At 65.0% G+C, this 25361-nt stretch carries 24 protein-coding genes and 1 pseudogene; 10 read left to right on the top strand and 15 right to left on the bottom strand.

What is annotated here, in order from left to right:
* Nucleotides 1-46 precede the first annotated feature (46 nt).
* The gene (locus ISX93_RS10050; protein ID WP_195778586.1) at nucleotides 47-628 is read right to left on the bottom strand and encodes an acyl carrier protein phosphodiesterase; all 582 of its coding nucleotides are present in this window, start codon (nucleotides 626-628) and stop codon (nucleotides 47-49) included.
* Entirely contained in the window at nucleotides 625-1677 is a 1053-nt protein-coding gene (locus ISX93_RS10045; RefSeq protein ID WP_195778585.1) for an AraC family transcriptional regulator, read from the bottom strand. Before ISX93_RS10045 ends, ISX93_RS10050 begins: the two co-directional genes overlap by 4 nt.
* A gap of 122 nt (nucleotides 1678-1799) precedes the next feature.
* Here ISX93_RS10045 and ISX93_RS10040 point away from each other — a divergent pair, with 122 nt between their 5' ends.
* The gene (locus tag ISX93_RS10040) at nucleotides 1800-3008 is read left to right on the top strand and encodes an alkane 1-monooxygenase (RefSeq protein ID WP_195778584.1); all 1209 of its coding nucleotides are present in this window, start codon (nucleotides 1800-1802) and stop codon (nucleotides 3006-3008) included.
* A gap of 107 nt (nucleotides 3009-3115) precedes the next feature.
* On the opposite strand, the gene ISX93_RS10035 is transcribed toward ISX93_RS10040, so the two are convergent.
* Entirely contained in the window at nucleotides 3116-3931 is an 816-nt protein-coding gene (locus ISX93_RS10035) for an ATPase (protein ID WP_195778583.1), read from the bottom strand.
* A 200-nt stretch (nucleotides 3932-4131) separates the two neighbouring features.
* Between ISX93_RS10035 and ISX93_RS10030 the strand changes: the two genes are divergently transcribed.
* The gene (locus ISX93_RS10030; protein WP_195778582.1) at nucleotides 4132-5196 is read left to right on the top strand and encodes a saccharopine dehydrogenase family protein; all 1065 of its coding nucleotides are present in this window, start codon (nucleotides 4132-4134) and stop codon (nucleotides 5194-5196) included.
* A gap of 217 nt (nucleotides 5197-5413) precedes the next feature.
* Here ISX93_RS10030 and ISX93_RS10025 read toward each other — a convergent pair whose 3' ends face one another.
* Nucleotides 5414-6346, bottom strand: coding sequence for an alpha/beta fold hydrolase (locus tag ISX93_RS10025; RefSeq protein WP_195778581.1), 933 nt, complete (start codon nucleotides 6344-6346; stop codon nucleotides 5414-5416).
* A gap of 57 nt (nucleotides 6347-6403) precedes the next feature.
* Nucleotides 6404-7306: a LysR family transcriptional regulator ArgP gene (locus tag ISX93_RS10020; RefSeq protein WP_195778580.1), complete on the bottom strand. Its 903-nt coding sequence runs from the start codon at nucleotides 7304-7306 to the stop codon at nucleotides 6404-6406.
* A gap of 105 nt (nucleotides 7307-7411) precedes the next feature.
* Here ISX93_RS10020 and ISX93_RS10015 point away from each other — a divergent pair, with 105 nt between their 5' ends.
* Both ISX93_RS10015 and sodB read left to right on the top strand, forming a co-directional pair.
* Nucleotides 7412-8011 (top strand): LysE/ArgO family amino acid transporter, encoded by a 600-nt coding sequence (locus ISX93_RS10015; protein WP_195778579.1) that lies wholly within the window; start codon nucleotides 7412-7414, stop codon nucleotides 8009-8011.
* Between the two features lie 167 nt (nucleotides 8012-8178).
* The gene (sodB, locus tag ISX93_RS10010) at nucleotides 8179-8760 is read left to right on the top strand and encodes a superoxide dismutase [Fe] (protein ID WP_195778578.1); all 582 of its coding nucleotides are present in this window, start codon (nucleotides 8179-8181) and stop codon (nucleotides 8758-8760) included.
* A gap of 252 nt (nucleotides 8761-9012) precedes the next feature.
* Here the strand turns inward: sodB and ISX93_RS10005 are convergent, their stop codons facing one another.
* A complete protein-coding gene (locus tag ISX93_RS10005; protein WP_195778577.1) occupies nucleotides 9013-10122 on the bottom strand; it encodes an NADH:flavin oxidoreductase in 1110 nt (369 codons plus the stop codon).
* Between the two features lie 45 nt (nucleotides 10123-10167).
* Complete coding sequence (locus ISX93_RS10000; RefSeq protein WP_195778576.1) at nucleotides 10168-10761, bottom strand: TetR/AcrR family transcriptional regulator; 594 nt, start codon at nucleotides 10759-10761, stop codon at nucleotides 10168-10170.
* 384 nt (nucleotides 10762-11145) lie between these two features.
* On the opposite strand from ISX93_RS10000, the gene ISX93_RS09995 reads away from it, so the two are divergent.
* Together ISX93_RS09995 and ISX93_RS09990 are read left to right on the top strand one after the other, a co-directional pair.
* Nucleotides 11146-11970: a lysozyme inhibitor LprI family protein gene (locus ISX93_RS09995; RefSeq protein ID WP_195778575.1), complete on the top strand. Its 825-nt coding sequence runs from the start codon at nucleotides 11146-11148 to the stop codon at nucleotides 11968-11970.
* A gap of 107 nt (nucleotides 11971-12077) precedes the next feature.
* Nucleotides 12078-12224, top strand: a pseudogene (locus tag ISX93_RS09990) (Txe/YoeB family addiction module toxin); the annotation flags it as partial.
* 89 nt (nucleotides 12225-12313) lie between these two features.
* On the opposite strand, the gene ISX93_RS09985 reads toward ISX93_RS09990, so the two are convergent.
* The 5 genes from ISX93_RS09985 to ISX93_RS09965 form a co-directional block, all read right to left on the bottom strand.
* On the bottom strand, nucleotides 12314-13051 hold the full coding sequence (locus ISX93_RS09985; protein ID WP_195778574.1) for a nitroreductase family protein: 738 nt from the start codon (nucleotides 13049-13051) through the stop codon (nucleotides 12314-12316).
* A gap of 249 nt (nucleotides 13052-13300) precedes the next feature.
* Nucleotides 13301-14803 carry a GMC oxidoreductase gene (locus ISX93_RS09980; RefSeq protein ID WP_195778573.1) on the bottom strand — a complete coding sequence of 501 codons (1503 nt, stop codon included), beginning with the start codon at nucleotides 14801-14803 and terminating at the stop codon, nucleotides 13301-13303.
* A gap of 10 nt (nucleotides 14804-14813) precedes the next feature.
* Nucleotides 14814-15269 (bottom strand): DUF6632 domain-containing protein, encoded by a 456-nt coding sequence (locus tag ISX93_RS09975; RefSeq protein WP_195778572.1) that lies wholly within the window; start codon nucleotides 15267-15269, stop codon nucleotides 14814-14816.
* Nucleotides 15270-15498: 229 nt separating this feature from the next.
* Nucleotides 15499-15981, bottom strand: a complete 483-nt coding sequence (locus tag ISX93_RS09970; RefSeq protein WP_195778571.1) for a glutathione peroxidase — start codon at nucleotides 15979-15981, stop codon at nucleotides 15499-15501.
* Nucleotides 15982-16068: 87 nt separating this feature from the next.
* Complete coding sequence (locus tag ISX93_RS09965; protein WP_195778570.1) at nucleotides 16069-16554, bottom strand: FKBP-type peptidyl-prolyl cis-trans isomerase; 486 nt, start codon at nucleotides 16552-16554, stop codon at nucleotides 16069-16071.
* 133 nt (nucleotides 16555-16687) lie between these two features.
* On the opposite strand from ISX93_RS09965, the gene ISX93_RS09960 reads away from it, so the two are divergent.
* From ISX93_RS09960 to ISX93_RS09950, 3 genes are all read left to right on the top strand, one after another.
* Complete coding sequence (locus tag ISX93_RS09960; protein ID WP_195778569.1) at nucleotides 16688-17875, top strand: acetate kinase; 1188 nt, start codon at nucleotides 16688-16690, stop codon at nucleotides 17873-17875.
* A gap of 12 nt (nucleotides 17876-17887) precedes the next feature.
* Nucleotides 17888-19966 carry a phosphate acetyltransferase gene (gene pta, locus ISX93_RS09955; RefSeq protein ID WP_195778568.1) on the top strand — a complete coding sequence of 693 codons (2079 nt, stop codon included), beginning with the start codon at nucleotides 17888-17890 and terminating at the stop codon, nucleotides 19964-19966.
* 174 nt (nucleotides 19967-20140) lie between these two features.
* On the top strand, nucleotides 20141-21043 hold the full coding sequence (locus ISX93_RS09950) for an acyltransferase (protein WP_195778567.1): 903 nt from the start codon (nucleotides 20141-20143) through the stop codon (nucleotides 21041-21043).
* A 131-nt stretch (nucleotides 21044-21174) separates the two neighbouring features.
* Here the strand turns inward: ISX93_RS09950 and ISX93_RS09945 are convergent, their stop codons facing one another.
* On the bottom strand, nucleotides 21175-21759 hold the full coding sequence (locus tag ISX93_RS09945; protein WP_195778566.1) for a YajG family lipoprotein: 585 nt from the start codon (nucleotides 21757-21759) through the stop codon (nucleotides 21175-21177).
* 412 nt (nucleotides 21760-22171) lie between these two features.
* Between ISX93_RS09945 and mqo the strand changes: the two genes are divergently transcribed.
* Nucleotides 22172-23710, top strand: a complete 1539-nt coding sequence (gene mqo / locus ISX93_RS09940; RefSeq protein ID WP_308705314.1) for a malate dehydrogenase (quinone) — start codon at nucleotides 22172-22174, stop codon at nucleotides 23708-23710.
* Nucleotides 23711-23855: 145 nt separating this feature from the next.
* On the opposite strand, the gene ISX93_RS09935 is transcribed toward mqo, so the two are convergent.
* Both ISX93_RS09935 and ISX93_RS09930 read right to left on the bottom strand, forming a co-directional pair.
* Nucleotides 23856-24530 (bottom strand): OmpA family protein, encoded by a 675-nt coding sequence (locus tag ISX93_RS09935; RefSeq protein ID WP_195778564.1) that lies wholly within the window; start codon nucleotides 24528-24530, stop codon nucleotides 23856-23858.
* A 77-nt stretch (nucleotides 24531-24607) separates the two neighbouring features.
* Nucleotides 24608-25252, bottom strand: a complete 645-nt coding sequence (locus ISX93_RS09930) for an MBL fold metallo-hydrolase (RefSeq protein ID WP_195778563.1) — start codon at nucleotides 25250-25252, stop codon at nucleotides 24608-24610.
* Nucleotides 25253-25361: the final 109 nt, after the last annotated feature.

The following is a 25361-nucleotide window of genomic DNA, read 5'->3' as shown; positions in this document are numbered from 1 at the left end:
GGCTGGGCTGAAACCCACCCGGCGGTTTGTCCCACGCGTCTGCCCATCATGCCGGTTGGCGCTGCCTCGCGGCAAACTCCTGCAGTTGCGGATAGAACTCGCGGAAATCCGCCAGCAGCGGCTCGTACAACTGCTCCAACTCAACCAGTGCGCCATCCAGGCCGGCCGGGCGCGACAGCCGGCGCTGCATGCCGGCCAGCACCTGTTCCAGGGTGGCAAACTCGCGATAGCTGCCGAGCCAGTCCTGAGCGGCCATGCGCGGCGCAATCAGGGCCAGGTGCCCGGGCAGTTGTGGCTCGTCGAGCAGGACCCGATACACCCGGCGGCTGAAGTGTGCCAGCGGTTCGTCGGCATAGTCCTGCCAGTGGCACGCCAGGCAGTGATCGAAGAACAGGTCGAGCAGGATCCCGGCATAGCGCCGCCGCGCCTGCGGAAAGCGCGCGCGGGAAGCCGCCAGCAGCGGGTGGCTGTCGGTGTAGGCATCGATCTGCCGGTGCAGGCGGATGGCCGCCTCGATGTCCGCCGGCCACTGGCCGCTCAACCAGCCCTTGACGAAGTCGCCGTACAGGCTGCCGAGCAGCTGCGCCGGCTGCGCGCCGCCCAGGTGCAGATGGGCCAGATAATTCATGCCCGCCCCGACGCCAGCGCCGGCGCCTTGCGGCTGGCGCGGAACAGGTTCGGCGGCATGCCCAGCCAGCGGCGGAAGGTCCGGCTGAAGTTGCTGGTGTCGCTGTAGCCGAGCCGCTCGGCCACCGCCTCCACGCTCAGCTCGGTATGCACCAGCAGCCAGCAGGCCAGCTCCTGACGGACCTGGTCGAGCAACTCCTGATACTGGCTGCCCTCCTCGCGCAGCCGGCGGATCAGGGTGCGCGTCGACAGGTGAAACTCTTCGGCCAGTTCGTCGAGTGTCGGGTAACGCCCCTCCGCAGACAGCAGGCGCTGGCGCACCCGGCCGCTCCAGCCATTGGCCTGGTCGAGGTGCTGCAGCTGGTATTCGCAATCGCGCAGCGCCAGGCGGGCCAGCTCGGCATCGGCGGTCAGGCAGGGCCAGTCGAGCCACTCCAGCGGCAGGCTGAAGCGGTACACCGGCGCATCAAACTCGACATTCGGCCCCAGCAACCGCTGGTACTCCGCCGCCCACTGCGGCCTGGCGAAGGGGAAGGCAAAGCGCAGCTGCTGCAGGTCAAGGGTGCCGCTGGCGGTCTCCAGCAGGCGCAGGGAAATCGTCGCCAGGTTGCCGTAGATGAATTCGCGGATGCGCTGCATTTCGAAGCGTTCCAGCGCCAGCAATTCGAAGCGCTCGCCGCGCTCGCCACCCTGCAGATGCAGGCCGCTCAGGCGCAGCGGGCTGAAGCGCTGGATGACCCCGATCAGGCTGCGCAGGTCCGGGCTGGCCACCGCCGCATAGCCCAGCTGGCCATGTGCCGCGACCTGGGTCATGGCACCGACCTCCAGCCCCAGCCATGGGCAGCCGCTGAGGGTTTCCGCCTGCAGCACCAGGCGGCCCATCTGCTCCAGGCTGAGCAGGCGGTTCTCGCTGTGCAGGGTCTGCCAGTCCAGCTGGCTGCCGGCCAGGATCTGCTCCTGGCTAAAGCCGCGCTTGCGCAGGTCCATGCACAGCAAGCGGGCGTAGACCGGATGCAGGGTCGGTTGCAGGTAATCGGCAGCGCGCGGCATGGTGACTCCGGGAGGAACAGCAGGCTGTCACAATATGACGATAAATTGCCCGGCACAACGGTGATCTTCCGTGCGCGGCAGGGGTCTACTCTGCAGACAAGCAGAGCATCAGGAGATGCCCCATGAGCACATTGACCGCAAGCCACACCACCGGCGGCGTTGCCTACCGTGACCGCAAGCGCTACCTCTGGCTGTTTTCCCTGCTGTCACCGGCACTGGCACTGGCCGGTCCGGCGCTGTACGTGCTGGTCGAACCGGCAGTGCTCTGGTTGTGGCTGGCGCCGGGCTTCTTCTATCTGGCGGTGCCACTGCTCGACTACCTGCTTGGCGAAGACCTGAGCAACCCTCCCGAAGAAGCGGTGCCGGCACTCGAAGCGGATCGCTACTACCGTCTGATTACCTACGCGCTGGTGCCCCTGCTGTGGCTGAACTTCATCGTCAGCGCCGCCTTTGTCGGCACCCAGACACTGCCCTGGTACGGTGTATTGGCCGTGGTCTTGAGCGCCGGCGGCACCCTCGGCTACGGGCTGAATCTGGGACACGAACTGGGCCACAAGAAATCCGCGCTGGAACGCTGGCTGGCGAAGATCACCCTGGCGCTGGGCTGCTATGGGCACTTCTTCATCGAGCACAACCGCGGCCATCACCGCGACGTGGCGACCCCGATCGATCCGGCATCCTCGCGCATGGGCGAAAGCATCTGGCGTTTCCTCTTCCGCGAAATGCCCGGCGGCTTCTTCCGCGCCTGGGACCTGGAAAGCGAGCGCCTGGAACGTGCCGGCAAGCCGGTCTGGAGTCTGCAAAACGAGATACTGCAACCGGCGCTGATCAGTCTGCTGCTGTACAGCGCGCTGCTCGCCAGCTTCGGCCTGCAGTTGCTGCCGTTCCTGCTGATCACCGCGTTCTGGGGGGCCTTCCAGCTGACCTCGGCCAACTACGTCGAGCATTACGGATTGCTGCGGCAGAAGCTGGCCAACGGCCGCTATGAACAGTGCCAGCCGCACCATTCATGGAACAGCAATCACCTGTTTTCCAACTGGGCGACCCTGCACCTGCAGCGGCACTCCGATCACCACGCCCATCCGACCCGGCGCTACCAGTCGCTGCGCGATTTCCCCAACCTGCCGACGCTGCCCAACGGCTACTTCGGCATGTTCCTGCTGGCCTATATTCCACCGCTGTGGTTCCGCGTGATGAACCCGCGGGTGATCGCCGCCTGCAACGGCGATGTCAGCCGTATTCACTTCGAGGCGGCCAAGCGCAACCGGCTGCTGCGCCAGTACGGCCTGAGCGAGGCGCCGGCACCAGCCGCCAGCAACGCCGCCGCGTAAATAGATCGACTCTGTGTGGGAGCCCGCTTGCTGGCGATGCTCTTCGAGCACCGAATTGCCAGCAAGCGGGCTCCGCCATCCAGTTCGGCAACAGTGGCCGGTATGGCTCAGGGACGCGGGGCGTTCTGCTGTTGCAGGGTCTGGATCTGCGCCTGCAGGGTATTCAGGTTGCGCGTGATCTGCGCGCGGAAGGCGTCGAACTCGGCGGTGCTGTTGCCCTTGGCCGCCTGGTTGTCCAGCTCGCTGCGCAAGATCAGCAGATCCTGCTCGATACGCGCAACACTCTTGCCCTGCTGCCTGAGCGCGGCGATCTCGCCGGCCTGGGCCTTGAGCTGGGCATCCATGGCGGCCAGCGCCGCCTGCGCTGACTGCAGCTTCTGCTGGGCGGCGGCCAGTGTCTGCAGCCGCGCATCCGCCTGCTGGAGATCGGCCTGCTGGGTTTTCACCTCCGCCGCCAGGACATCGCCGCGCTTCAGTTGCGTCGACTGCTGGGTGAGCAGGTTCTGCTGCTGCTTGCCGAGTTCGGCCAGCTTGCCCTCCAGTTGCTTGACACGCAGCTTGAGCGACTCACTTTCGCTGGTCACGCTGGATTCGGTCGCCACCACCTTGCCGGTGATCGCCTTGATCCGCCCGGCGGCCTCCTCGCTGATCTGCGCGAAGCTTTCCTGGGTTGCCACCAGCTGCAGGTTGAGCTGGGCAATCTGCTGGAAGCTCCACCAGGCCAGCCCGGCAAAGGCAATCAGCACGGCCCCGAGCAGCGCCCACAATGGCGCGGTACGCGCGGCCGCCGGCCGGCTGCCGGCGGGGGCTGCGGCATGCGCCGGGGCTTCGGGTTTCGCCGCATGGGCATAGTCGACGCGGTCGCGCGCATCGTTGGCCAGGCTGGGCACGACTTCCAGCTCATCGAGTGCATCGTTACGCATGGAGCAAACCTTCGGCCGGGGCCGCCAAACAGACAGGCGCGCAGTATACCGGCTTCGCCGCCTGTGCAGGCGCTGGCGGACGGCCCGGGATGACGAAGGGCAGCAACCTGCAAACGCAACGCCGGACGGTCGCCTGGCAGCGGCGCAGACGCTATGCTGCCGGGCTGAATCAACAGCGGCCTGGCCGCAGGAGCAGCAACATGACCGACAAAACTGCCTGGATGATCTACGGCGCCAACGGCTACACCGGCCGCCTGCTGGCCAGCGAGGCCCGAAACCAGGGTCTGCGGCCGATCCTCGCCGGGCGCAACCCCGCCGAACTGCAGGCCCTGGCTGCTGAACTGCAACTGGAGTGCCGGGTGTTCGACCTGCAGGACCGCGAGGCCAGCGTGCAGGCTTTGCAGGATGTGCGGGTGGTGGCGCACTGCGCCGGGCCGTTCAACGCCACCAGCCAGGCCATGATCGATGCCTGTCTGGCCAGCGCCTGCCATTACCTCGACATCACCGGCGAGGTGTCGGTGTTCCTCGCCGCCGAAGCCCGCGATGCCGAGGCCCGCCAGGCCGGCGTGGTGCTCTGCCCCGGCGCCGGCTTCGATGTGATGCCCACCGACTGCCTGGCCGCCACCCTGAAGCTGGCACTCGCGGATGCCACGCACCTGGCGCTGGGTTTCGACATGCAGGCCGGCATGTCCCCGGGCACCGCCAAGACCACCATCGAGGGCCTGGGCAATGGCGGCCTGGTCAGGGAAAACGGCCTGCTGCGCAGCACCGCCCTGGCCAGCGACTGCCGCGATATCGACTTTGGCCGCGGAGTCAGGCACGCCGCCTGCATTCCCTGGGGCGATGTGGCGACGGCCTATGTCTCAACCGGCATCCCGAACATCGCGGTGTATTTCGCCACGCCCAAGCCTGTGGCGCTGCTGATGCGCTGGCTGCTCAATCCGCTGCGCCCGCTGCTCCGCTCCGCCAGGGTGCAGGACTGGCTGAAGCAACAGGTCGAGCGGCGCATCAAGGGTCCGGACGAAGAGACGCGCCGGCAATGCCGTACCTGGCTCTGGGGCGAAGCACGCAACCCGGCCGGCCAGGTGGTCCGCGCCCGGCTGGAAACCGCCAACGGCTATGACGTGACGGTGCATGGCGTGCTGCTGGGCGTGCGCCACTTGCTCGACTACCAGGGCGCGGGAGGCTACTTCACCCCGTCGCGCCTGCTCGGGCCGCGCTGCATCGAGCAATTGCCCGGCAGCAGCCAAATCGTGCTGAGCTGAGCACCCGTTTTCCGGCCCGGCGCCAAAGGGGCGCACAGCAAGGATCAGGCCCCGCATGGCACTGACTCAAGGCGCTGTCTTGGCAAGTGGTTGAACGTGCTTGGTGCTGTGCAGGGTGGGCGTAGGGTGGGCTTCAGCCCACCATTTACGCGGCCTGTTTCGGTGGGCTGAAGCCCACCCTACGCCCAGCCTACGGCAAGCGGTTCTTCAACCCCATTCAGTCCTGGATGCCGGCGAGAAACGCCTTGTAGTCGGTCGCGGTTTCTTCGGCCCGCTCGATCATCGGCGCATGCCCGCAATCCTTCAGGACCACCACGCTGGGCTGCTTGAGCAGGGGCTGCATCACCTCGATGCTGGAGACATCCAGCAGGCGGTCCTGCTCCCCCCAGAGCAGCAGGGTCGGCACCTGGATCTTCGCCAGCTCGGGCTCCAGCGCGACGTAGTTGTCCATCAGCTGCTGGAAGATCTTCTCGTTGAACGCATGATTGGCGATGGCGCGCTCGGCGAAGTGCTGCTTGAGCGAGGCAGGAATCTCCGGCTGCTCGACGAAGACAAAGCGCATCAGCCGGTCGAAGTCTTCCGCACTGGTCACCACCAGCGGGTTGGGCTCGCCGCGCTGCAGGATCTGCATCAGCTCACTGGGCTTGGGCGAGGTGATGCCGGCATTGGCGAACAGCGCCAGGCTGCGCAGCTGGTCCGGATAGCGCGCCGCATACAGGGCAACGATATGGCCGCCCATGGAGTTGCCCACCAGGTTCGGCTGGCGCAGCCCCAACTGCTGGATGAAGGCCGCCAGGCGCTCTGTCTGTGCGCTTACGTCGTAGCTGGCGGCGGGCAGCTTGCTGCTCTCGCCAAAGCCCGGCAGGTCCAGGGCAATCACGTGGTACTGGTCGGTCAGCAGGCCGGAGAAACGCAGCCAGTTGTCCTTGTCGGCGCCAAAGCCATGCACCAGCAGCACGGTTTCGGCGTCCTGCGGGCCGCCTTCGTAGTAATGGATGTCGAACTCGCCCACCTGCACCTGGCGGGCGCTCAGCCCGGCTTGCTGCCGTTCGGCAAACTGCACCGTAGCCAGCAGCGCGGAGGGTGACAGGTAGAGAGTTCCGGCCGCAGCCGCGAGGAGTAGCACCAGCCCGATCAGCAGTTTTTTCATGGCAACGCCTTATTCCGAATGGTTGGTCAGAACGGGGGAAGTTAGCAGAGATGGCGGCTAATCGGCAGCCGCTAGCGGAATCAGGCGGTCGGCGGTGGCCTGGCGCAAATGCCGGGTGAGCGTGTCGAGCAATGCGCCACCCTGGCGCCAGTGATGCCAGTACAGCGGCACATCGACATGCCGTCCCGGCAGCAGCTCCAGCAGTTCGCCGCGCGCCAGCTGCTCGCGCACCTGCAGCGCCGGCATCAGCCCCCAGCCCAACCCGGCGCTGGCCAGCTGCACAAAGCCTTCGGAGGACGGGCACAGATGGTGGATGAAGCCGCCGGCCAGGCCCAGCGCGGCCAGGTAGCGGTGCTGCAGGCGGTCATCGGCACCGAACACGATGGCCGGGACCTGCGGCAGGCGCGCGGGCTGCAGGCCGTCCGGAAAGTGGCTGGCGATAAACCGCGGGCTGGCCAGCGCCAGGTAGCGCATCGCCCCCAGCGGCTCGCAGCGGGCGCCGCTGACCGGCACCCCGCTGTCGCACACGCAGCCAGCCACATCGCCGGCGCGCATGCGCTTGAGGCCCACCGCCTGATCCTCCATCACCAGCTCCAGCAACACCCGCTGGCTGGCGCAGAACTGGCTGACCGCCGGCGCCCACCAGGTCGCCAGGCTGTCCGCATTCAGGGCGATGCGCAGCCGCTCGGGCATGCCCTCCTCTGCCACTCCCGGCACCTGCCCCTGCAGGTTGCGTTCGAGCAGGCGCACCTGCTGCACATGGTTGAGCAGATGCCGGCCGGCTTCGGTGGGTTGCGGCGGCGTGCCGCGCAGCAGCACCGGCTGTCCCAGGCGCGCCTCGAGCAGCTTGATGCGCTGCGACACGGCCGACTGCGACAACCCCAGTGCCTGCGCCGCCCGCTCGAAGCCGGCCTGCTCGACAACGGCAGCCAGGGCGCTGAGCAATTTGTAGTCAAACAAATCAGTTTTCCTTATGACCGATCAGCAACATTTGTTTTCCTTATACTCGCCCGGCCCGCAGACTGACCAGCAGTAAAAACCTGACAGCGATGAAGGATTGAACAGATGGGGCAGAGTTACCTGAATGGCCTGCTGGTGTCGGTAGGCCTGATCATGGCCATCGGCGCGCAGAATGCCTATGTGCTGGCGCAAAGCCTGCGCCGCGAGCATCACTTGCTGGTCGCCAGCGTCTGCCTGGTCTGCGATGCCCTGCTGGTCGCCGCCGGGGTGTTCGGCCTGGCCAGCCTGCTGCTGCAAAGCCCGCTGCTGCTGGGCCTGGCGCGCTGGGGCGGGGCGGCGTTCCTGCTGTGGTATGGCGGCTGCGCCCTGTACCGCGCCCTGCGCCCGCAAAGCCTGGTGCAGGAGGAACGGCCAGCGGCGCAATCCCGGCGGGCGGTGCTGCTGACGACGCTGGCCGTCACCCTGCTCAACCCGCATGTGTACCTGGACACCGTGCTGCTGATCGGCTCGCTCGGCGCCCAGCAGGCCGAACCGGCCGCCTATGCGCTGGGCGCGGCGAGCGCCTCGCTGCTGTGGTTCTTCAGCCTGGCCCTGGGCGCGGCCTTCCTCGCGCCCTGGCTGGCCAGGCCGGCCACCTGGCGGGTGCTGGACATTCTGGTGGCGCTGATGATGTTCAGTGTCGCCGGGCAGTTGCTGCTCGGCTGAGACCCGGCTGCCAGCCGGGCCTTGCGGCTTTGACCACACAGTTGTGGCGTGGATATGCCCCCGGGCCAGGTGTATGATCTGGCCCTCGCGGTGCCCGGGGCAACCCGCGCGGCCCGCTGAACGGCCCCGCCACAGCCTTACCATCCAGATTTGTTAGGAGATCGACCATGGCTTTCGAATTGCCGCCGCTGCCCTATGAGAAGAACGCCCTCGAGCCGCACCTGTCCGCCGAGACCCTGGAATACCACCATGACAAGCACCACAACGCCTATGTGGTGAACCTGAACAACCTGGTGCCGGGCACCGAGTTCGAAGGCAAGTCCCTGGAAGAGATCATCAAGACCTCCTCGGGCGGCATCTTCAACAACGCCGCACAGATCTGGAACCACACCTTCTACTGGAACTGCCTGAGCCCGAACGGCGGTGGCCAGCCGACTGGCGCCCTGGCCGACGCGATCAACGCGGCTTTCGGTTCGTTCGACAAGTTCAAGGAAGAATTCAGCAAGACCTCCATCGGCACCTTCGGCTCCGGCTGGGGCTGGCTGGTGAAGAAGGCCGACGGTTCCCTGGCCCTGGCCAGCACCATCGGCGCCGGCTGCCCGCTGACCAGCGGCGACACCCCGCTGCTGACCTGCGACGTGTGGGAACACGCCTACTACATCGACTACCGCAACATGCGGCCGAAGTACGTCGAGGCGTTCTGGAACCTGGTCAACTGGGAGTTCGTGGCGAAGAACTTCGCCGCCTGATCCAGGCCCTGCAGCCACTGGCAACCTCCAGCGGTTGCCCTGCCGCCAAACAAAAAGCCCCGCCGAAGCGGGGCTTTTTGTTGGCTATTTACCCGTTATGGGTTGAAGCCCCGCTTGCCGTAGTGCGGGCGTAGGGCGGGCTTCAGCCCACCGCAACTATGTGTCTGGCATTGGTGGGCTAAAGCCCACCCTACGCGGGAAAAGCACGTTCAACCCCTAACGCAGACAGCGTCTTTTTGTTGGCACCCAGACTCAGGCCAGGGTCATCAGCGCCTCGCGGCTGAACGGCAGGATGTCGTCCTGGCGGCCGTCACGCACCTTCACCGCCCAGTCCGGATCGACCAGCAGGGCACGGCCCACCGCCACCAGGTCGAATTCCCGGTTGTTCAGGCGGGTCAGCAGCGCGCCCAGATCAGCCGGCTTGGCCACCTTGTCGGTGTTGACCATGAACTGCAGGAACTCGCCATCCAGACCGACACTGCCCACGGTGATGGTTGGCTTGCCGGTGAGCTGGCGGGTCCAGCCGGCCAGGTTGAGGTCGGAACCTTCGAACTCGGGCTCCCAGAAGCGCCGCTGCGAGCAGTGGAAGATGTCCACGCCGGCATCCGCCAGCGGCTGCAAAAACTCGCCCAGCGCTTCCGGGGTTTGCACCAGACGCGCGCTGTAGTCCTGCTGCTTCCACTGCGAGAACCGCAGGATGACCGGGAAATCCGGGCCGACCGCGGCACGCACCGCCTTGATCAGCTCGATGGCAAAGCGCGAACGGTTGGCCAGGCTGCCACCGTATTCATCGGTGCGCTGATTGGTGCCTTCCCAGAAGAACTGGTCGATCAGGTAGCCGTGCGCGCCGTGAATTTCCACGCCGTCCATGCCGATGGCCTTGGCATCCGCTGCGGCCTGAGCAAAGGCGGCAACGCATTCGTCGATATCAGCCTTGCTCATGCCGTGCACGACTTCCTTGCCGTCCTTGAGCTTTTCCATCGGACCATAGCCGGGCACGTCGCCGTCCGGTTCGGTACCGAGCTTGCGCACATTGCCCACATGCCAGAGTTGCGGAACGATCTTGCCGCCTTCGGCGTGCACCGCCTCAACGACTTTCTTCCAGCCAGCCAGGGCGTCCTCGCCGAAGAAGCGCGGCACGTTCGGATAACCGTTGGAGGCCTTGTGCCCAACCGTGGTGCCCTCGGTGATGATCAGGCCGACACCGGCCGCCGCGCGACGCCGGTAGTACTCGATGACCTTGCTGTTGGGCACGCCGCCGGGGGAGAAGGACCGGGTCATCGGCGCCATCACCACGCGGGTGGGCAGCTCCAGGGTACCAAGGCGAAAGGGTTCAAACAGGGCGGTTACAGTAGCGGTCATGGGATTTCCTTTGATGTCATCACGCAATAGGTGAAGGTTGAAAGATCAGGCCGTGAGCAAGCGCTCAAGGCGTTTTACGAAAGCTTCGACAGGTTCGGTCTGGCTGCCGACCTTGAGCCGGGTCAGCACGCCCTGCCAGGCATTGGCGATGAAGGCCGCGAGGTTGGCGCAATCCTCGCCGGCGGACAGCTCGCCGGCCCGTTGAGCCTCTTCCAGACAGCGCTGCAGAATCAGCGCGGACTCCTGCAGGATGGCTTCAACCTGCTCGCCGATCGCCGGCAGCAGCTCGCTCATCTCGAAGCTCAGGCTGCCAATGAAGCAGTGGTATTCCAGGCGTTCCTGCTGGCTGAAATGCTGCAACAGCCCGCCGTAATAGCCGAGGATGCGCGCCCGCGGACTCACTGCCGGATTGCCCAGCGCCTGGGCATAGCGCTGCAACCGCGGCTGGTAGGTGAAGGCCAGCGCCTGCAGGGCAAAGTCTTCCTTGCTGGCGAAGTAGTGATAGAACGAGCCCTTGGGGATGCCGGCGGCCTGCACGATCTCCTGCACCCCGGTGCCGTGATAACCGCGACGGGTCATCACCTGCGCGCCCTTGGCAAGAATCAGTTCACGCTTGTCGAGTCGAATGCTGGTTTTCATGGCGCAAGAATATGACCGGTCGTCTCGCCTGCCCAGCACTATTGATTTGCGTGATTGGCGGGCATGCACCCAGCAGCGGACAGGACGCCAGCCAGTCATGGCCACAAGCCGCCGGCCATCCTGGCAATAGACCGGCGCGAGGCGAATGAAGTAGTGTTCGAGGCGAACTGGCTCGCGCATCTGCACACAGCCGTGGCTTTGCATCCATGGCGTATAACTTCCCTTATACGGTCATCCTGACCGCTGCAACGCCCGGCCTCAGAGGTAATGCAAGGTAATGGGGTCAGACTCGATTTACAGGAATGAGCGAAAATCGAGTCTGACCCCCATTTCACTTTCAGCCCCTGCAACCGCCCATTCTCATTTCCACTGGTGACAAAACAAATGAAGAACATTGCGCCGGTATATCCGCTACTGCTTCTCGTATCTCTCGCCGCGAGTGCGCAAACGCCATCCGAATTTGATGCCCTGTATGGAAAATGCCTGGACAGGGCTGGATATATAAACAACGGGGTGGTTACAGAGTGTTCTGCTGAGGTTTCAGAAAAAGCAAAGAGCGAAATTACACGAAACTACAAATCAATCTATGCTCGGATTCTTGCCGAGAAACCGGAGGACGCAAAGAGATTTGAGTCCTCACAAAAAGCATGGCTTCAGTACCGGAACACTCACTGTGATTTGGCTGGCGCTTACATTGGTTCTCCAATGTATGCCTACTGCCCAATGAACTTGAATTCGGCAAGAGCACTTGAGTTACGTGAGCTCAACGGCGCATATCCCTCTGAAGACCCTAGCTCACTTGATGACGCAAACACTCTTACGGAGTCCAAAGAAGCGATAGCCAGTGCTGAACTGGTCCGCAAGGCACAAGAGCAGCAGGTCGAGAAAGATCAACGTTACGCTCAAGAAAAAGTCGAAGAAGAAACTCGGGCGCAAGAACGCCTTATGGCGGATTTCCCGAAGTGCGACAGTGAAGAAGCACAGACGGAGGTTTCCAGCGCTCTTGAGAACGCCCCGCTCGGCAGGGTCGCCGGTCTCTCCATTATCAAGATCAGAGACGCAAAGCAGGTGATCGGTTCCGCCGCCTCTCGCAATTGCACAGGCACAGCGTTGATGAACAATGCAGAGGCTTATCCTATTACCTATCGCTTCTACCTTGATGGCGATGATCCCATGATTGAGGCACAGGTGCATGGCATTGACGAGTAACGGGAGTTGAAGGGGGCGGAATGATTTATTTTCAATCCGCCACAACAGCACAAAGAGCGCAAACTAAATAACTCCGACCTTTTTATTTTGTTGCACTCAACCCGTTTCAGAACCCTCCCCCATACGAAAAGCTTGTCGGCGATTAGGCCGGCGCCTATTCGCGCCGCAGCAACATTCAGCACCGCATCGTGTATCAGGTCCTTGAGCATGAGCAGGTGGTCAAGGTGCTGCGGTTATGGACGCACTACGAATAATGCTGGCCGCGACCTCCCCACATTTGAGTAGCACGCCGCTTTAGAGCGCCTTCAACATACCCCCGGCACACCCCGGGAGAGCCTGACACTCACAGCCAGGTGACATGCTGCTCCAGCGGAAAGCGCAGGCGCGGATTGTAGATGCCCTTCTCGCCCTGCCGGCCGACTGCCAGCAGCATGATCGGCAGCGCCTGGCGCGGAATATCCAGGACCTTGCGCAGGCGTACCTCGTCGAAGCCTTCCATCGGGCAGGTCGCATAACCATGACTCTGGAACGCCAGCATCAGGTTCTCCGCTGCCAGCGCGGTCGACTTGACCGCCCACAGGCGCATCTGCGCCTTGCTGTTGGGCGTGCGCATCAGCGGCTTGCGCAGGGCCAGCAGGCGCACCAGCTGGCGCTTGAACAGGCCGAGCAGGCCGAGCGGGCCCTGGTTGTACTGGAACGGCGCGGTCTTGGCGTAGAAGCGGCTGATCCGCTGCGGTACCTGCGGCTCGGGCCAGTAGGTGACGATGTTCTGGCAGGCCTGTTTCCAGGTATCCGGCCGCGCCAGCACGGCAATGATCAGCGGCGCCAGGGCGGCGTTCTGGCTCATGCACACCAGGTGCAGCTGCTTCAGCAACGCCGGATCGCGGATCACCTGGAAGCTCCACGGCTGCAGGTTGCAGGAGTTGGGCGCCAGCACGGCCATTTCCAGGCAATCGCGAATCACCGCGTCCGGTACTTTTTCATCGGTGAAACGGCGCACCGCCCGGCGGCTTTCGATCAGCGCACGCAAGGCGGCGGGTGAGGCACAGGCGACCGGCGGGTCAACGGCTAAGTGGGTCATGGCGGAAGCGCTCCTCGGCAGGTCGGCGCATTAAGCCGCACCCTCCCCGCCGCGGCAAGCCATGCCGGCAAAGCAGCGGCTGGCTTGGCGCATATGGCCTGCACGACAGCGCTCAAACAGTTCCGGGCTGCTGGCCTTCAAGGATTTTTCAGCGGGTTGAGCACTGCAAGCGGTCAGGCGTCGAATACCATCCCGCCGCTGCGGCAGGCCCGGATAGCGGCAGGGACTGCCTTGAGCGGTTGCGGTGCTTCAGCAACCGCGCCGGGCGATGCCGTCGGCGACGTGGTGCGCCCAGGCGGCAATCGTGACCGAGGGCGGCCCGCCTGGCGCGGCGGGCAGGGCGGCGCCATCGACCACATACAAGCCGGGATTGCCGTACACCTCACCGCAGTGGTCGATGACGCCTTCGCTGGCGTTGGCGCCCAGACGCGCACCGCCGCCCATGTGCGGACTGAGGGGCTTGCGCAGCGGATAGGCCTTGTGCCCGCTGACCTCGCTGATGATGCCGAAGGCCTGGCGCAAGCGCGCATAAATCGGCTCCTGGCGGTAATCGTAATCGGAGCGCAGCCGACCCTTGACCCAGGTCACCGAGGCGCGGGTACTGTCGGCGCCCATGGCATAGACGAAAAACACCTTGGCCAGGAAGCGCTTGACGAAGCCGGGCAATGGCCAGGTTTCGAAGCCGGGCAGACCGCCGATGCCTATGACGTAGTCCTCATAGCCGGCGAGCGTCAGCGCGCCTTGCACCGGTGGCGAGTCGAAGCTCGGCAATCTGGCCGCGCGATTTACCCAGGCGCCGAGCATGTCGCCATTGGCGAAAAAGCCCCGGCCCAGCGCCGGCATGGGCGCCAGTCCCGCCTCTGCCTGCGCTCCGGCAAACAGCAGTTTCAGGGTGTTCAGGGTGCCGGCGGCGAGCACTACGCTCGGTGCGCGGACGCTGTGCGTGGTGCCCGCGGCCAGGTCCTTGTAGCTCACGCTATAGCCGCCATGGCCGTCCCGGGCCGGCGCGAGGTGCGTCACTTCGCACAGGTCGCGCACGCTCAGTCCCTTGCCCAGCACGGGCGCCAGGTAGATGAAATCGACCGAGGCCTTGGCCCCGCCGGGCGAACCGAGAAAGCTGTCGCCCCGGAAGTTGCAGTACTCGCGGGGCAGGCTGCCGGGAGGCTGCGGCGCCAGCGTGCCGGCCAAGGCGGCCGTGGGCGGGATCAGGCTGGCCAGCAGCGGCTGCGGGTCGGCAGGCTGACAGCGCGGATCGTTCGTAGGGAAGTGCTCCCAGACAGTTTGCGGCAGCGGTTGCGCCCTCGATATGGGCGCACCGCCCAGATCGCTGATCACTTTGGCGTAGTAGCGCTCAACCGCCTCCGCCTGCAACTGCGGATGCCGGTCATGCCACATCGCCGTGTTGCGCGGCGGTTCAACCAGCCCGCCATAGGCCAGGCTGCCGCCACCCACCGACGCCGCGGCGAGCGTGTAGAGCCCGGCCAGCGAACCGATCTCGTAAAACCCATTCTTGTTCAGGCGCAGACTGCAGCGCTGCCCATGCAGGGAATGCAGGAAGTGCGTCAGCGCCTTGCGCCCGTAGGGAAAGGGCGCGCGCCGGCTGATGCCCAGCGCCCGTACCGGCAACGAATCGCGCCAGGGCCCGCGTTCCAGCAACAGCACGCGCTTGCCGGCGAGGGCCAGGCGGTTGGCGGCGACAGCACCGCCAAACCCGCTGCCGATTACCAGAACATCGATGGACTCATCACTCATGGCGGCTGGCTCAGGCGGCGGCCCGGACTTCGGCCTTCTTCGGGTGCCAGATGATCAGCAGGATCGCGACCAGCGCGGCGAAGGGAATATCGGCCCACATGTGCGCATGTTCGTTCGGGTAGTAGAAGGCCATCGGGATCATGATGCCGCCATGCAGGATGCTCGAGTAGATGCCGTAATCGAACAGCCCGACATTGCGCAGCGGGTCGCGCGCACCGCGCAGCATCAGGAAGCCGAGCGCGATGTACATCGAGGCGAGCATGAAAAAGTACGGATGCAGGCCGTTATACGGCGACAGCGGATGCGCCGGGCCGATGTTGGGGAAGCAGACCTCGGGCGACACCTGGCCCCAGAGAACGCCCGGAGGATACAGCACGGCTGCTAGCGGCAGGCCGAGCAGGCAAGCCCAGCCGACGATCTTCATGGCCAGCGCTGCGCGCTGCAGGTGCTTTTCGGGGTTTTCCATGCGGTTTCTCCGGTTGTCGTCAGTGACACTTATGCTCAGCTGCCCAATCTAGGCGCTCGTAATGTGTCTGGCACCACTCGCGGAGAGTGGGATGACGACAGGCTGGCGCACGCTCAGGGTTGCGGATGGCAGCCGCAGCGATCTGCGCGGCGGGCTCGCGCAGCGGCGGAGAGGCGGGCGCCGGCGAGGACGCCGGCGATAGCGGGGCCGGCAAATGCCGCCGGCGGTTTCAGCCCAGTGCCTGCTCGATGGCCTGGATCAGCGCCGGATCATCCGGCGGGGTGCGCGGCGCGAAGCGCGCCAGTACCCGGCCATCCTTGCCGACCAGGAATTTCTCGAAGTTCCAGCTGATCTCGCCCGGAAACTCGGCGCCCTCGCCCGCCAGCAGGGTGTACAGCGGGTGACGCTCATGCCCGTTGACTTCGAGCTTGGCTGACAGCGGAAAGCTGACCCCGTAAGTGCTGCTGCAGAAGGTCTGGATCTCCTCCGCGCTGCCTGGCTCCTGGCCGGCAAACTGGTTGCACGGCAGGCCGAGCACACTGAACCCGCGCGCCTGGTAATCCTGCTGCAACTGTTCCAGGCCGGCGTACTGCGGGGTCAGGCCGCACTTGGAGGCGACATTCACCAATAACAGAACCTTGCCCTTGAACGGCGCCAGCGGCAGCTCGCGACCATCCAGACCCTGCAGAATCAGCTCGTGTATGGCACTCATGAGAACTCCTCGCACGCATCAGTTAAAAAGCACAGAGGGCAAAAAGGTGCCCTCAGGCACCCTTCTGTTGCAGCGGAAAACCAGCGATCAGTGGTGATGACCGCCTTCACCGTGCACATGGCCATGGGCCAGTTCTTCGGCATGCGCATCGCGCACATCAATCACCTTGACCTGGAAGGTCAGGCGCTGGCCAGCCAGCGGGTGGTTGCCGTCGACGGTCACTTCATCGCCATCCAGATCACGGATGGTCACGATCTGCATGCTGCCATCCGGGCCGGAGGCATGGAACTGCATGCCGACTTCCAGCTCGTCGACGCCCTCGAACATGTCGCGACCGAGCACGGCCACCAGTTCGGCGCTGAATTCGCCGTAGGCATCCTGCGGTTCAACGACCACCTTCAGCTCGTCACCGGCGCGCTTGCCTTCCAGGGCTTTTTCCAGCCCGACGATGATATTGCCGGCGCCATGCAGATAGACCAGCGGGGTACCACCGGCAGAGCTGTCGATGACCTCCCCGGCGTCGTTGGTCAGGGTATAGTCGATGGAGACAGCTTTATTGACAGCAATCAGCATGGGGCAAGACCTTTGCACTGGATAAGTAGAGCTTGCAAGTTTACCTGCGCAAACGTCTGATTGCGAACCAGGGCCGGATGGACGGCCAGCTGCGCGCTCTACTGTCATTCTTTCCAGCCGCCAAGGAGCCCCGATGCCGGCACGTCATATCCTGGTCATCAACTGTGGCAGTTCGTCGATCAAGTTCGCCCTGCTCGGGGAAACCGCCGAGCAGCCGCTGTTGCACGGCATCGCCGAGCGCCTGGGCAGCGCCGATGCCGTGCTGCGCTGGCAGTCCGCCGCGGGCCAGCAGCAACAAGCCGTCCCCGCCGCCGATCACCGCCAGGCCCTGGCCCGACTGCTGCCGCTGGTCGAGGCGGAGGCCGCCGGCAGGCTCGGCGGCATCGGCCATCGCGTGGTGCACGGCGGCGAGCATTTCACCGCCGCCCACCTGCTGGACCAGCCGACGCTGGCCGCAATCCGCCAGGTGTCGGCGCTGGCGCCGCTGCACAACCCGGCCTGCCTGCAGGGCATCGAGGCGGCGCTGAGCCTGTACCCCGCACTGCCGCAGGTGGCGGTATTCGACACCGCGTTTCACCAGAGCATGCCGCCACACGCCTTTCGCTACGCCGTGCCGGAGGCGTTGTATCGCGAGCACGGGGTGCGTCGCTACGGCTTCCATGGCAGCAGCCACCGCTACGTCAGCCGTCGCGCCGCGGAGCTCTGCAGCCTGCCGCCGAACCGCAGCAGCTGGCTGGTCGCCCACCTCGGCAATGGCTGCTCGACCTGTGCCGTCGTCGATGGCCACAGCCGCGACACCAGCATGGGCCTGACGCCCATGGAAGGGCTGGTGATGGGCACCCGCAGTGGCGATGTCGATCCGGGCCTGCACGGTCATCTGCTGCGCGAGTTGGGCTGGAGCGCGGAGCAGGTCGACTGCATGCTCAACCAGCAGAGCGGGCTGCTCGGCCTGTCCGGCCTGTCCAACGACATGCGCAGCCTGGAGCAGGCACGCAGCGCCGGTCACCCCGGCGCCACGCTGGCCATCGAGGTGTTCTGCTACCGCCTGGCCAAATCCCTGGCGGCCATGAGCTGCGCCCTGCCGCAACTCGACGGACTGGTCTTCACCGGCGGCATCGGCGAGAACTCCGCGCTGGTCCGCAGCAAGACCGTCGCGCACCTGCGCCTGCTGAACCTGGCGCTCGACCCCGAGGCCAACGCCCGCTGCGTCGGTGGCCCGGATGGCGAGATCCAGGCCGGCGGGCATCCGCGCGTGCTGGTGGTCGCCACCAACGAAGAGCGCCAGATTGCCCTCGACACCCTCGCCCTGTTGCCGAACTGACCGGAGTTTTCCATGCACACTTTCATCATCGTGCCGACCGGCTTTGGCGTCGGCCTTACCTCGATCAGCCTGGGCCTGGTCCGGGCCCTGGAACGCACCGGCCTGAAGGTCGGCTTCTGCAAGCCGATCGCGCAGAACCCTGCCGGCGACAATGGCCCGGAGCGCTCCTCCGAGCTGATCAGCCGCACCCACGCCATCCAGCCGCCCACCCCGCTGCCCCTGGCGCAGGTCGAGCGCATGCTCGGCGATGGCCAGCTCGACGAACTGCTCGAGCAGGTGGTGCACCTGTGCCAGCAGGCCCGGCTCGGCAAGGATGTGCTGCTGGTCGAGGGCATGGTCACCAACCGCCAGGCCAGTTATGCGGCACAGGTCAATGCGCGCCTGGCGCAGGGGCTGGATGCCGAGGTGATCCTGGTCGCGGCGCCGGACAGCGAGAGCATCAAGGAACTCACCGACCGCATCGACATCCAGGCCCAGCAATTCGGTGGCTGCGACAATCCGCAAGTGCTCGGGGTGATTTTCAACAAGGTCCGCGACAGCGACTTCACCACGCGCCTGCAGAACGAGTCGCCGTTGTTCCGCGACGCGCATTTCCGCCTGCTCGGCAGCATTCCCTGGAAAGACGAACTGAATGCGCCGCGCACCAGTGACGTGGCTGAACTGATGCATGCGCGGATTCTCAACGCCGGCAACCTCAAGGAACGCCGGGTGCAGGAAATCATCCTGTTTGCCCGCGCCGTGCACAACTCGGTCGAGCTGCTCAAGCCGGGAGTGCTGGTGGTGACGCCGGCCGACCGCAACGACATCATTCTGGCCGCCTGCCTGGCCGCGATGAATGGCGTGCCGCTGGCCGGCCTGCTGCTGTGCGGCGACTTCGCGCCCGACCCGCGGATTCTCGAACTCTGCCACGCGGCACTGGAAGCCGGCCTGCCGTTGCTGGAAGTCAGCACCGGCTCCTACGCCACCGCGCACAATCTGCAGCAGATCAACCGGGAGATTCCGCTGGACGACCTGCAACGCGCGGAGAAAGTCACCGAGTTCGTCGCCAGCCACCTGGACCACGTCTGGCTGCATGAACGCTGCGGCACCCCGCAGGTCAGCCGCCTGTCGCCGCCGGCGTTCCGCTACCGCCTGGTCCAGCGCGCGCAGGCAGCCAACAAGCGCATCGTCCTGCCCGAGGGCAGCGAGCCACGCACCGTGCAGGCCGCGGCCATCTGCCAGGCGCGCGGGATTGCCCGCTGCGTGCTGCTGGCCAAGCCGGAAGCGGTGGCGGCGGTGGCCCGGGCCCAGGGTATCGAGCTGCCGACCGGGCTGGAAATCCTCGATCCCGACCTGATCCGCATGCACTACGTCGCGCCGATGGTCCGGCTGCGCCAGGGCAAGGGCCTGAATGCCCCGATGGCGGCTGCCCAGCTCGAGGATCCGGTGGTACTGGGGACCATGATGCTGGCGCTGGGCGAGGTCGACGGGCTGGTCTCCGGCGCCATCCACACCACCGCCAACACCATCCGCCCGGCCCTGCAGCTGATCAAGACCGCGCCGGGCTACCAGCTGGTGTCGTCGGTGTTCTTCATGCTGCTGCCGGAACAGGTGGTGGTGTACGGCGACTGCGCGGTGAATCCGGACCCGACGGCCGCCGAACTGGCGGAAATCGCCCTGCAGAGCGCCGCATCGGCGGCCGCCTTCGGCATCGAGCCGCGGGTGGCGATGATCAGCTACTCCACCGGCGACTCGGGCAGCGGTGCCGAGGTCGACAAGGTGCGCGAAGCCACCCGGCTGGCGCGGGAGAAGAATCCGCAACTGCTGATCGACGGCCCGCTGCAGTACGACGCCGCCGCCATCGACAGCGTCGGCCGCCAGAAAGCCCCGGACAGCCCGGTGGCCGGACGTGCCACGGTGTTCGTGTTCCCCGACCTGAACACCGGCAACACCACCTACAAGGCGGTGCAGCGCAGTGCCGGGGTGGTCAGCGTCGGGCCCATGCTGCAGGGCCTGCGCAAGCCGGTGAATGACCTGTCGCGCGGCGCCCTGGTCGACGACATCGTCTACACCATCGCCCTCACGGCGGTGCAGGGCGATGTCCAGCCATAGGCGGAGCGCCCCTGCCGGCGGCGGCATAGCTGCGCGCATGGGCCGGCGCAGCGGGAGCGCGCGACCGGATGGTCACAATCAAGGCTTGCAGGTCGGTGTACAAGCGTTAACCTTTGGTCAGCCGCCGGCCTTGATGGCAGGCTTCCAACCGCCACCGAATGAGGCTGCCGCCCCATGTTGCGTTTTCTCCCCGCCCCGCTTCGCGGCGTTATCGCCACCCTGATCCTGGCCAGCAACACCCTGATTCTCTGCTGGCCGCTGTTCATCGGTGCGCTGTTCAAGGCCGCCCTGCCGTTTGCCGCTGCGCGCAAGGTCATCAACCACGTAATGCACCGGGTGGCCGAGACCTGGATTGCCATCAACAAGGGCTGGATGGACCTGGTGCAGCCCATCCAGTGGGACGTGCAGGGCCTGGAAAGCGTCGACCTGCGCCACTCCTACCTGATCACCAGCAATCACCAGAGCTGGGTGGATATCCTGGTGCTGCAATACCAGCTCAACCGCAAGGCGCCGTTCCTCAAGTTCTTCCTCAAGCAGGAACTGATCTGGGTGCCGGTGATCGGTCTGTGCTGGTGGGCGCTGGAGTTTCCGTTCATGCAGCGCTTCAGCAAGCAGTACCTGGAAAAGCACCCGGAAAAGCGCGGCCAGGACATGCTCACCACGCGCAAGGCCTGCGAGCGCTTCAAGACCAACCCGGTATCGGTGTTCAACTTCCTCGAAGGCACCCGCTTCACCACGGCCAAGCATGACCAGCAGGACTCGCCGTTCCGCTACCTGCTCAAGCCCAAGGCCGGCGGCATCGCCTTCGTGCTGGATGCGATGGGCGAGCAGCTCAGTGCGCTGATCAATGTGACCATTCATTACCCCGCCGGCAAACCCACGTTCTGGGACCTGCTCAGCGGCCAGGTGCAGAAGATCGTGGTGCGCTTCGAGAAGCTGGAGATCCCCGCCCAGTTCATCGGCCAGAGTTATGACCAGAGCGACGAGTACCGGCTGGAATTCCAGCAATGGGTCAACCAGCTGTGGGAACAGAAGGATGCCCTGCTGGACCGGCTGCATCGCGACTATCCGGCCTGACGGGCGCCGGCAAGGCGCCGGGTTGCTCGCGCAATTGCGGGAATGGTGGTGAGCTGTATCGGATTGGAAGTCCGGCACAAAAAAGCCCCGGCAGCGCTGGCTGCCAGGGCCTTTCCCTGCGCGCGGAAAACCTACGGCAGCAGCGCGCTGCCGATGGCCGGATCGCGCACCAGCTTGGTCAGGGCATCGCTGAGCACTTCGCTGACCAGTTCATTGTTGGTTTCCTCGTTCGGCGCCATTCCGGAACGCTGGTTCAGCGAGGCTGAATAACGACCGTTGTAGCGCCGACTGCCATTCTGCACATCCACGCCGAGGACGGTGCTGATGTTCGCCTCGGTCACATAGGCCTCATCCTTGGGCGACTGGTAGGTCAACGAACTGAGGGTAACGGTCAGTGACGGCGCATTGTAGGCGCCGGGTGACGGGGTAAAGCCCATCAGCCGCACCGCCGCCTCAACCTGGGCCTGCAGCTTGGGCAGGACGGTCGGCCCGGCGACACTGATGGTGCTGGTCTCGGGATACAGGCCGCCACGGGTGCCGAGCACCGGGGAAGGACGCCCATCGACTACCCGGACCTGAACCGGTTGGCCCTGGCCGACCGCGACAATGGCGCCCTTGATGACTGGCTGCGGGTTCAACTGCTGCGGGCTGAGACCGCAACCGGCCAGGGACAGTGCAGACAACACGAGGAGTGCGGACAACAGGCGGTGCAACATGCAGGAATCTCCAGATAAACCATGAAAGCGCAGGCAGTATAACCGTCGGGCGGCAGTGACCGACAGTAACGCCACAGAACTCCGAACCGCACAAGGGCAAAGGGTTCCTGGTCGCCGAGTACCGCACCCGTGTGCTCCGACCAAAGATAAAGCGCGGACACGGCGAAATTTGCCGATTTCATCGTTATAATCGCCGCCCAAATGACTGGACGATTTCCGCTCAGGCTTGTCCACAGGCCCTGCATGCTGCAGAGTTCGGAACAATTGAGCGGATTGCGCCAGCGCGCGCAGGCCCAACCGGCCGACCGCACACCTCCACCCTCCGTGCACGCTCCTGATCCGGTGCCACGCAACCCGTGCGACCGTAGCTGCAACGGCAGGGCAGAATTAGGATTCACGTTTCCAAAAGAGCGTGAGAAAACGGTTTTACACAACTTCAAAAGAGTGTGACTGGCAAATGGCAAACGACAACGCAACGGTAGATGTACTGCTGGTAGGTGCGGGAATCATGAGCGCAACCCTGGGCACCCTGCTCAAGGAGCTGGATCCCGGCCTCACGGTGGAACTGGTCGAACTGCTCGATCGCAGCGCGGCGGAAAGCTCCAACCCCTGGAACAACGCCGGTACCGGCCACGCCGGGCTGTGCGAACTGAACTACACACCGGCCGCGGCCGATGGTTCGGTCCCGTTCGGCAAGGCGGTGAGCATCCACAGCATGTTCGAGGTGTCCAAGCAGTTCTGGGGTCACCTGGTCGCCCAGGGCAACTTTGGCGACCCGAAGAAATTCATCAACCCGGTGCCGCACATGAGCTTTGTGCGCGGCAGCGACGGGGTGGCCTACCTGAAGAAGCGCTTCGAGACCCTGAAGAGCCATCACTGCTTCAGCAACATGGAATACACCGAAGACCGCAACACCCTGGCCGAATGGGCGCCGCTGCTGGTTCCGGGGCGCGACCCGGCCGAACCGGTAGCCGCCACCCGCGTCACCAGCGGCACCGACCTCAACTTCGGCGCCCTGACCGGCCAGCTGCTCAAGTACCTTGACCAGAAGCCCGACACCACCATCGACTACCACCAGCGCGTGGTCGGTCTGGAACGCAGCGAAGGCGGCTGGGAAGTCGACATCAAGGACCTGGAAAGCGGCAAGACCCGCAGCATCACCGCGCGCTTCGTGTTCCTCGGTGCCGGCGGCGCGGCCCTGCCGCTGCTGCAGAAGTCCGGCATCCCCGAAGGCAAGGGCTACGGTGGTTTCCCGGTCAGCGGCCAGTGGCTGCGTTGCGACAACCCGGAAGTGGTGGCCAGGCACCAGGCCAAGGTCTACAGCCAGGCCGATGTCGGCGCACCGCCAATGTCCGTACCGCACCTGGACACGCGCATGGTCGATGGCCAGAAGTCCCTGCTGTTCGGACCCTATGCCGGCTTCTCGACCAAGTTCCTGCGCCACGGCTCCTACATGGACCTGCCCAAGTCGATCCGCCCGGGCAACATCGTGCCGATGCTCGCCGTGGCCCGCGACAACATGGACCTGACCCGCTACCTGATCAAGGAAGTCATGCAGTCCACCGATTCGCGCCTGGATGCCCTGCGCAAGTTCTACCCGCAAGCCCGGGACGCCGACTGGCGCCTGGAAACCGCCGGCCAGCGCGTGCAGATCATCAAGAAGGACGAGAAAACCGGCGGCAAGCTGGAATTCGGCACCGAGATCGTCGCCTCGGCGGACGGCAGCATCGCCGCCCTGCTGGGCGCCTCGCCGGGCGCCTCGGTGTCGGTCTCGGCCATGCTCGACCTGCTCTACCGCTGCTTCCCCAACCAGATGGCTTCGGCCGCCTGGAAGGAGCGCCTGCACGGCATGTTCCCGGCTTCGGCCCAGCAACTGCAGGATGACGCCGAGCTGTACCGCACGGTGCGCACCGAGTCGGACCAGCGCCTGCAACTGACGCCAGCCGTCTGAGCCAACCTGGAAACGAAAAAAGCGCCCCCGGGGCGCTTTTTTCATGGGCCTTGCGCAGGGTGGAAAACGCCGCTGGCGGCTTTTCCACCGGACAGGGCCCTGATGGGTATCGCTACGCGCCACCCATCCTACGGTTGCCGAGCAGTTACTGCGCGCCGGGAATCGGCGTCAGATTGACCTCCACCCGACGATTGGCCGAACGTCCTTCGGCGGTGGCATTACTGGCAATCGGCTGGTCCGGGCCGGCGCCGCGGGTGGTCATGCGTGCAGCGCTGACCCCCTGGCCCTGCAGGTAACTGGCCACGCTCTGGGCGCGGCGCTGCGACAACTGCAGGTTGTAGCTGTGCGAGCCGGTACTGTCGGTATGCCCGACGATCTCGATATTGTTCTGCTGGTACTGCTGCATCGAGCTGGCAACGCTGTTCAACGGGCCGTAGAAGTTGCTGGCAATCTCCGCCGAATCGGTGGCGAAGGTGATGTTGCCCGGCATGATCAGCTTGATGTTATTGCCGTCGCGCTGCACCTCGACCCCGCTGCCCTGCATGCTCTTGCGCAGCTCGGCTTCCTGCTTGTCGGCGTAATAGCCATAGCCGGCGCCGGCGGCCCCCCCGGCGGCGGCGCCGATCAAGGCACCCTTGCCGCGGTTGTCATGGTTGATCAGCGCGCCGGCGGCGGCTCCGGCAATGGCGCCGATAGTGCCGTAGGTGGCGGTCTTGTTGGTGCTGCCGTCCTGGTCCTGGTAGGGATTCTGCGTTGTCGCGCAGCCAGCCAGCAGGGCGCCTGCGGTAGCGGCGGCGATCAGATGTTTATGCATGAACATGAACTGCACTCCTGTGAAATTCCACGCCCCTCATGGGGCCGCGGATTAGAGCATGGCCAAGCCGATAAATTCCTTGCTCAGGCCCGCACAAACGGATTTTCGCGCATCTCGTCACCCAGCCGGGTTTCCGGACCATGCCCGGTAACCACTGTGGCCTCCTCGTCCAGGGTGTACAAGCGCTGCCTGATCGAACGCTCGATGGTCGGGTAATCGCCGCCCCACAGGTCGGTACGGCCGATGCCGCGCTTGAACAGGGTATCGCCGGCAATCAGCAGCTTCGCTTCGGCAAACCAGAAGCTCATCGAGCCCGGCGTATGCCCGGGCGTATGCAGGGCCACACCACAACCGCAGGCCAGCTCCTCGTCATCGGCCAGCCAGCGGTCTGGCGCGGGTACCGGCGTATAGGGCACGCCGAACATGCGGCACTGCATTTCCAGATTGTCCCAGAGGAACTGGTCTTCCTTGTGCAGGTGCAGGGTGGCGCCGGTCTTCTCTTTCATCTGTCCGGAGGCGAGGAAGTGGTCCAGATGCGCATGGGTATGGATGATGCTGACCACCTGCAACCCGTGCTTCTCCAGACGCGCCATGATCAGCTCCGGGTTGCCGCCCGGATCAACCACTATGGCTTTTTTCGTCAGCGGGTCGCCAATGATGGTGCAGTTGCACTGCAAAGGCCCGACCGGGAAGGTTTCACGGATGAGCGCTGGCTGTTCGACTTGCATGGGTATTCCTTCAGCAGGATTAAGCGCGTGGCGCAGGGAGCGAATGTGAAAGTTCACCCCAAGCGTCCCTGCGTTTCAACACCTCTGTGCTTATTTCGCAGCGCAGCCA

Source organism: Pseudomonas sp. N040, from assembly GCF_015637705.1.
GTDB lineage: Bacteria > Pseudomonadota > Gammaproteobacteria > Pseudomonadales > Pseudomonadaceae > Aquipseudomonas.
The sequence above is the reverse complement of the archived record's forward strand: the minus strand, read 5'-3'. Positions and strand labels throughout refer to the sequence as shown.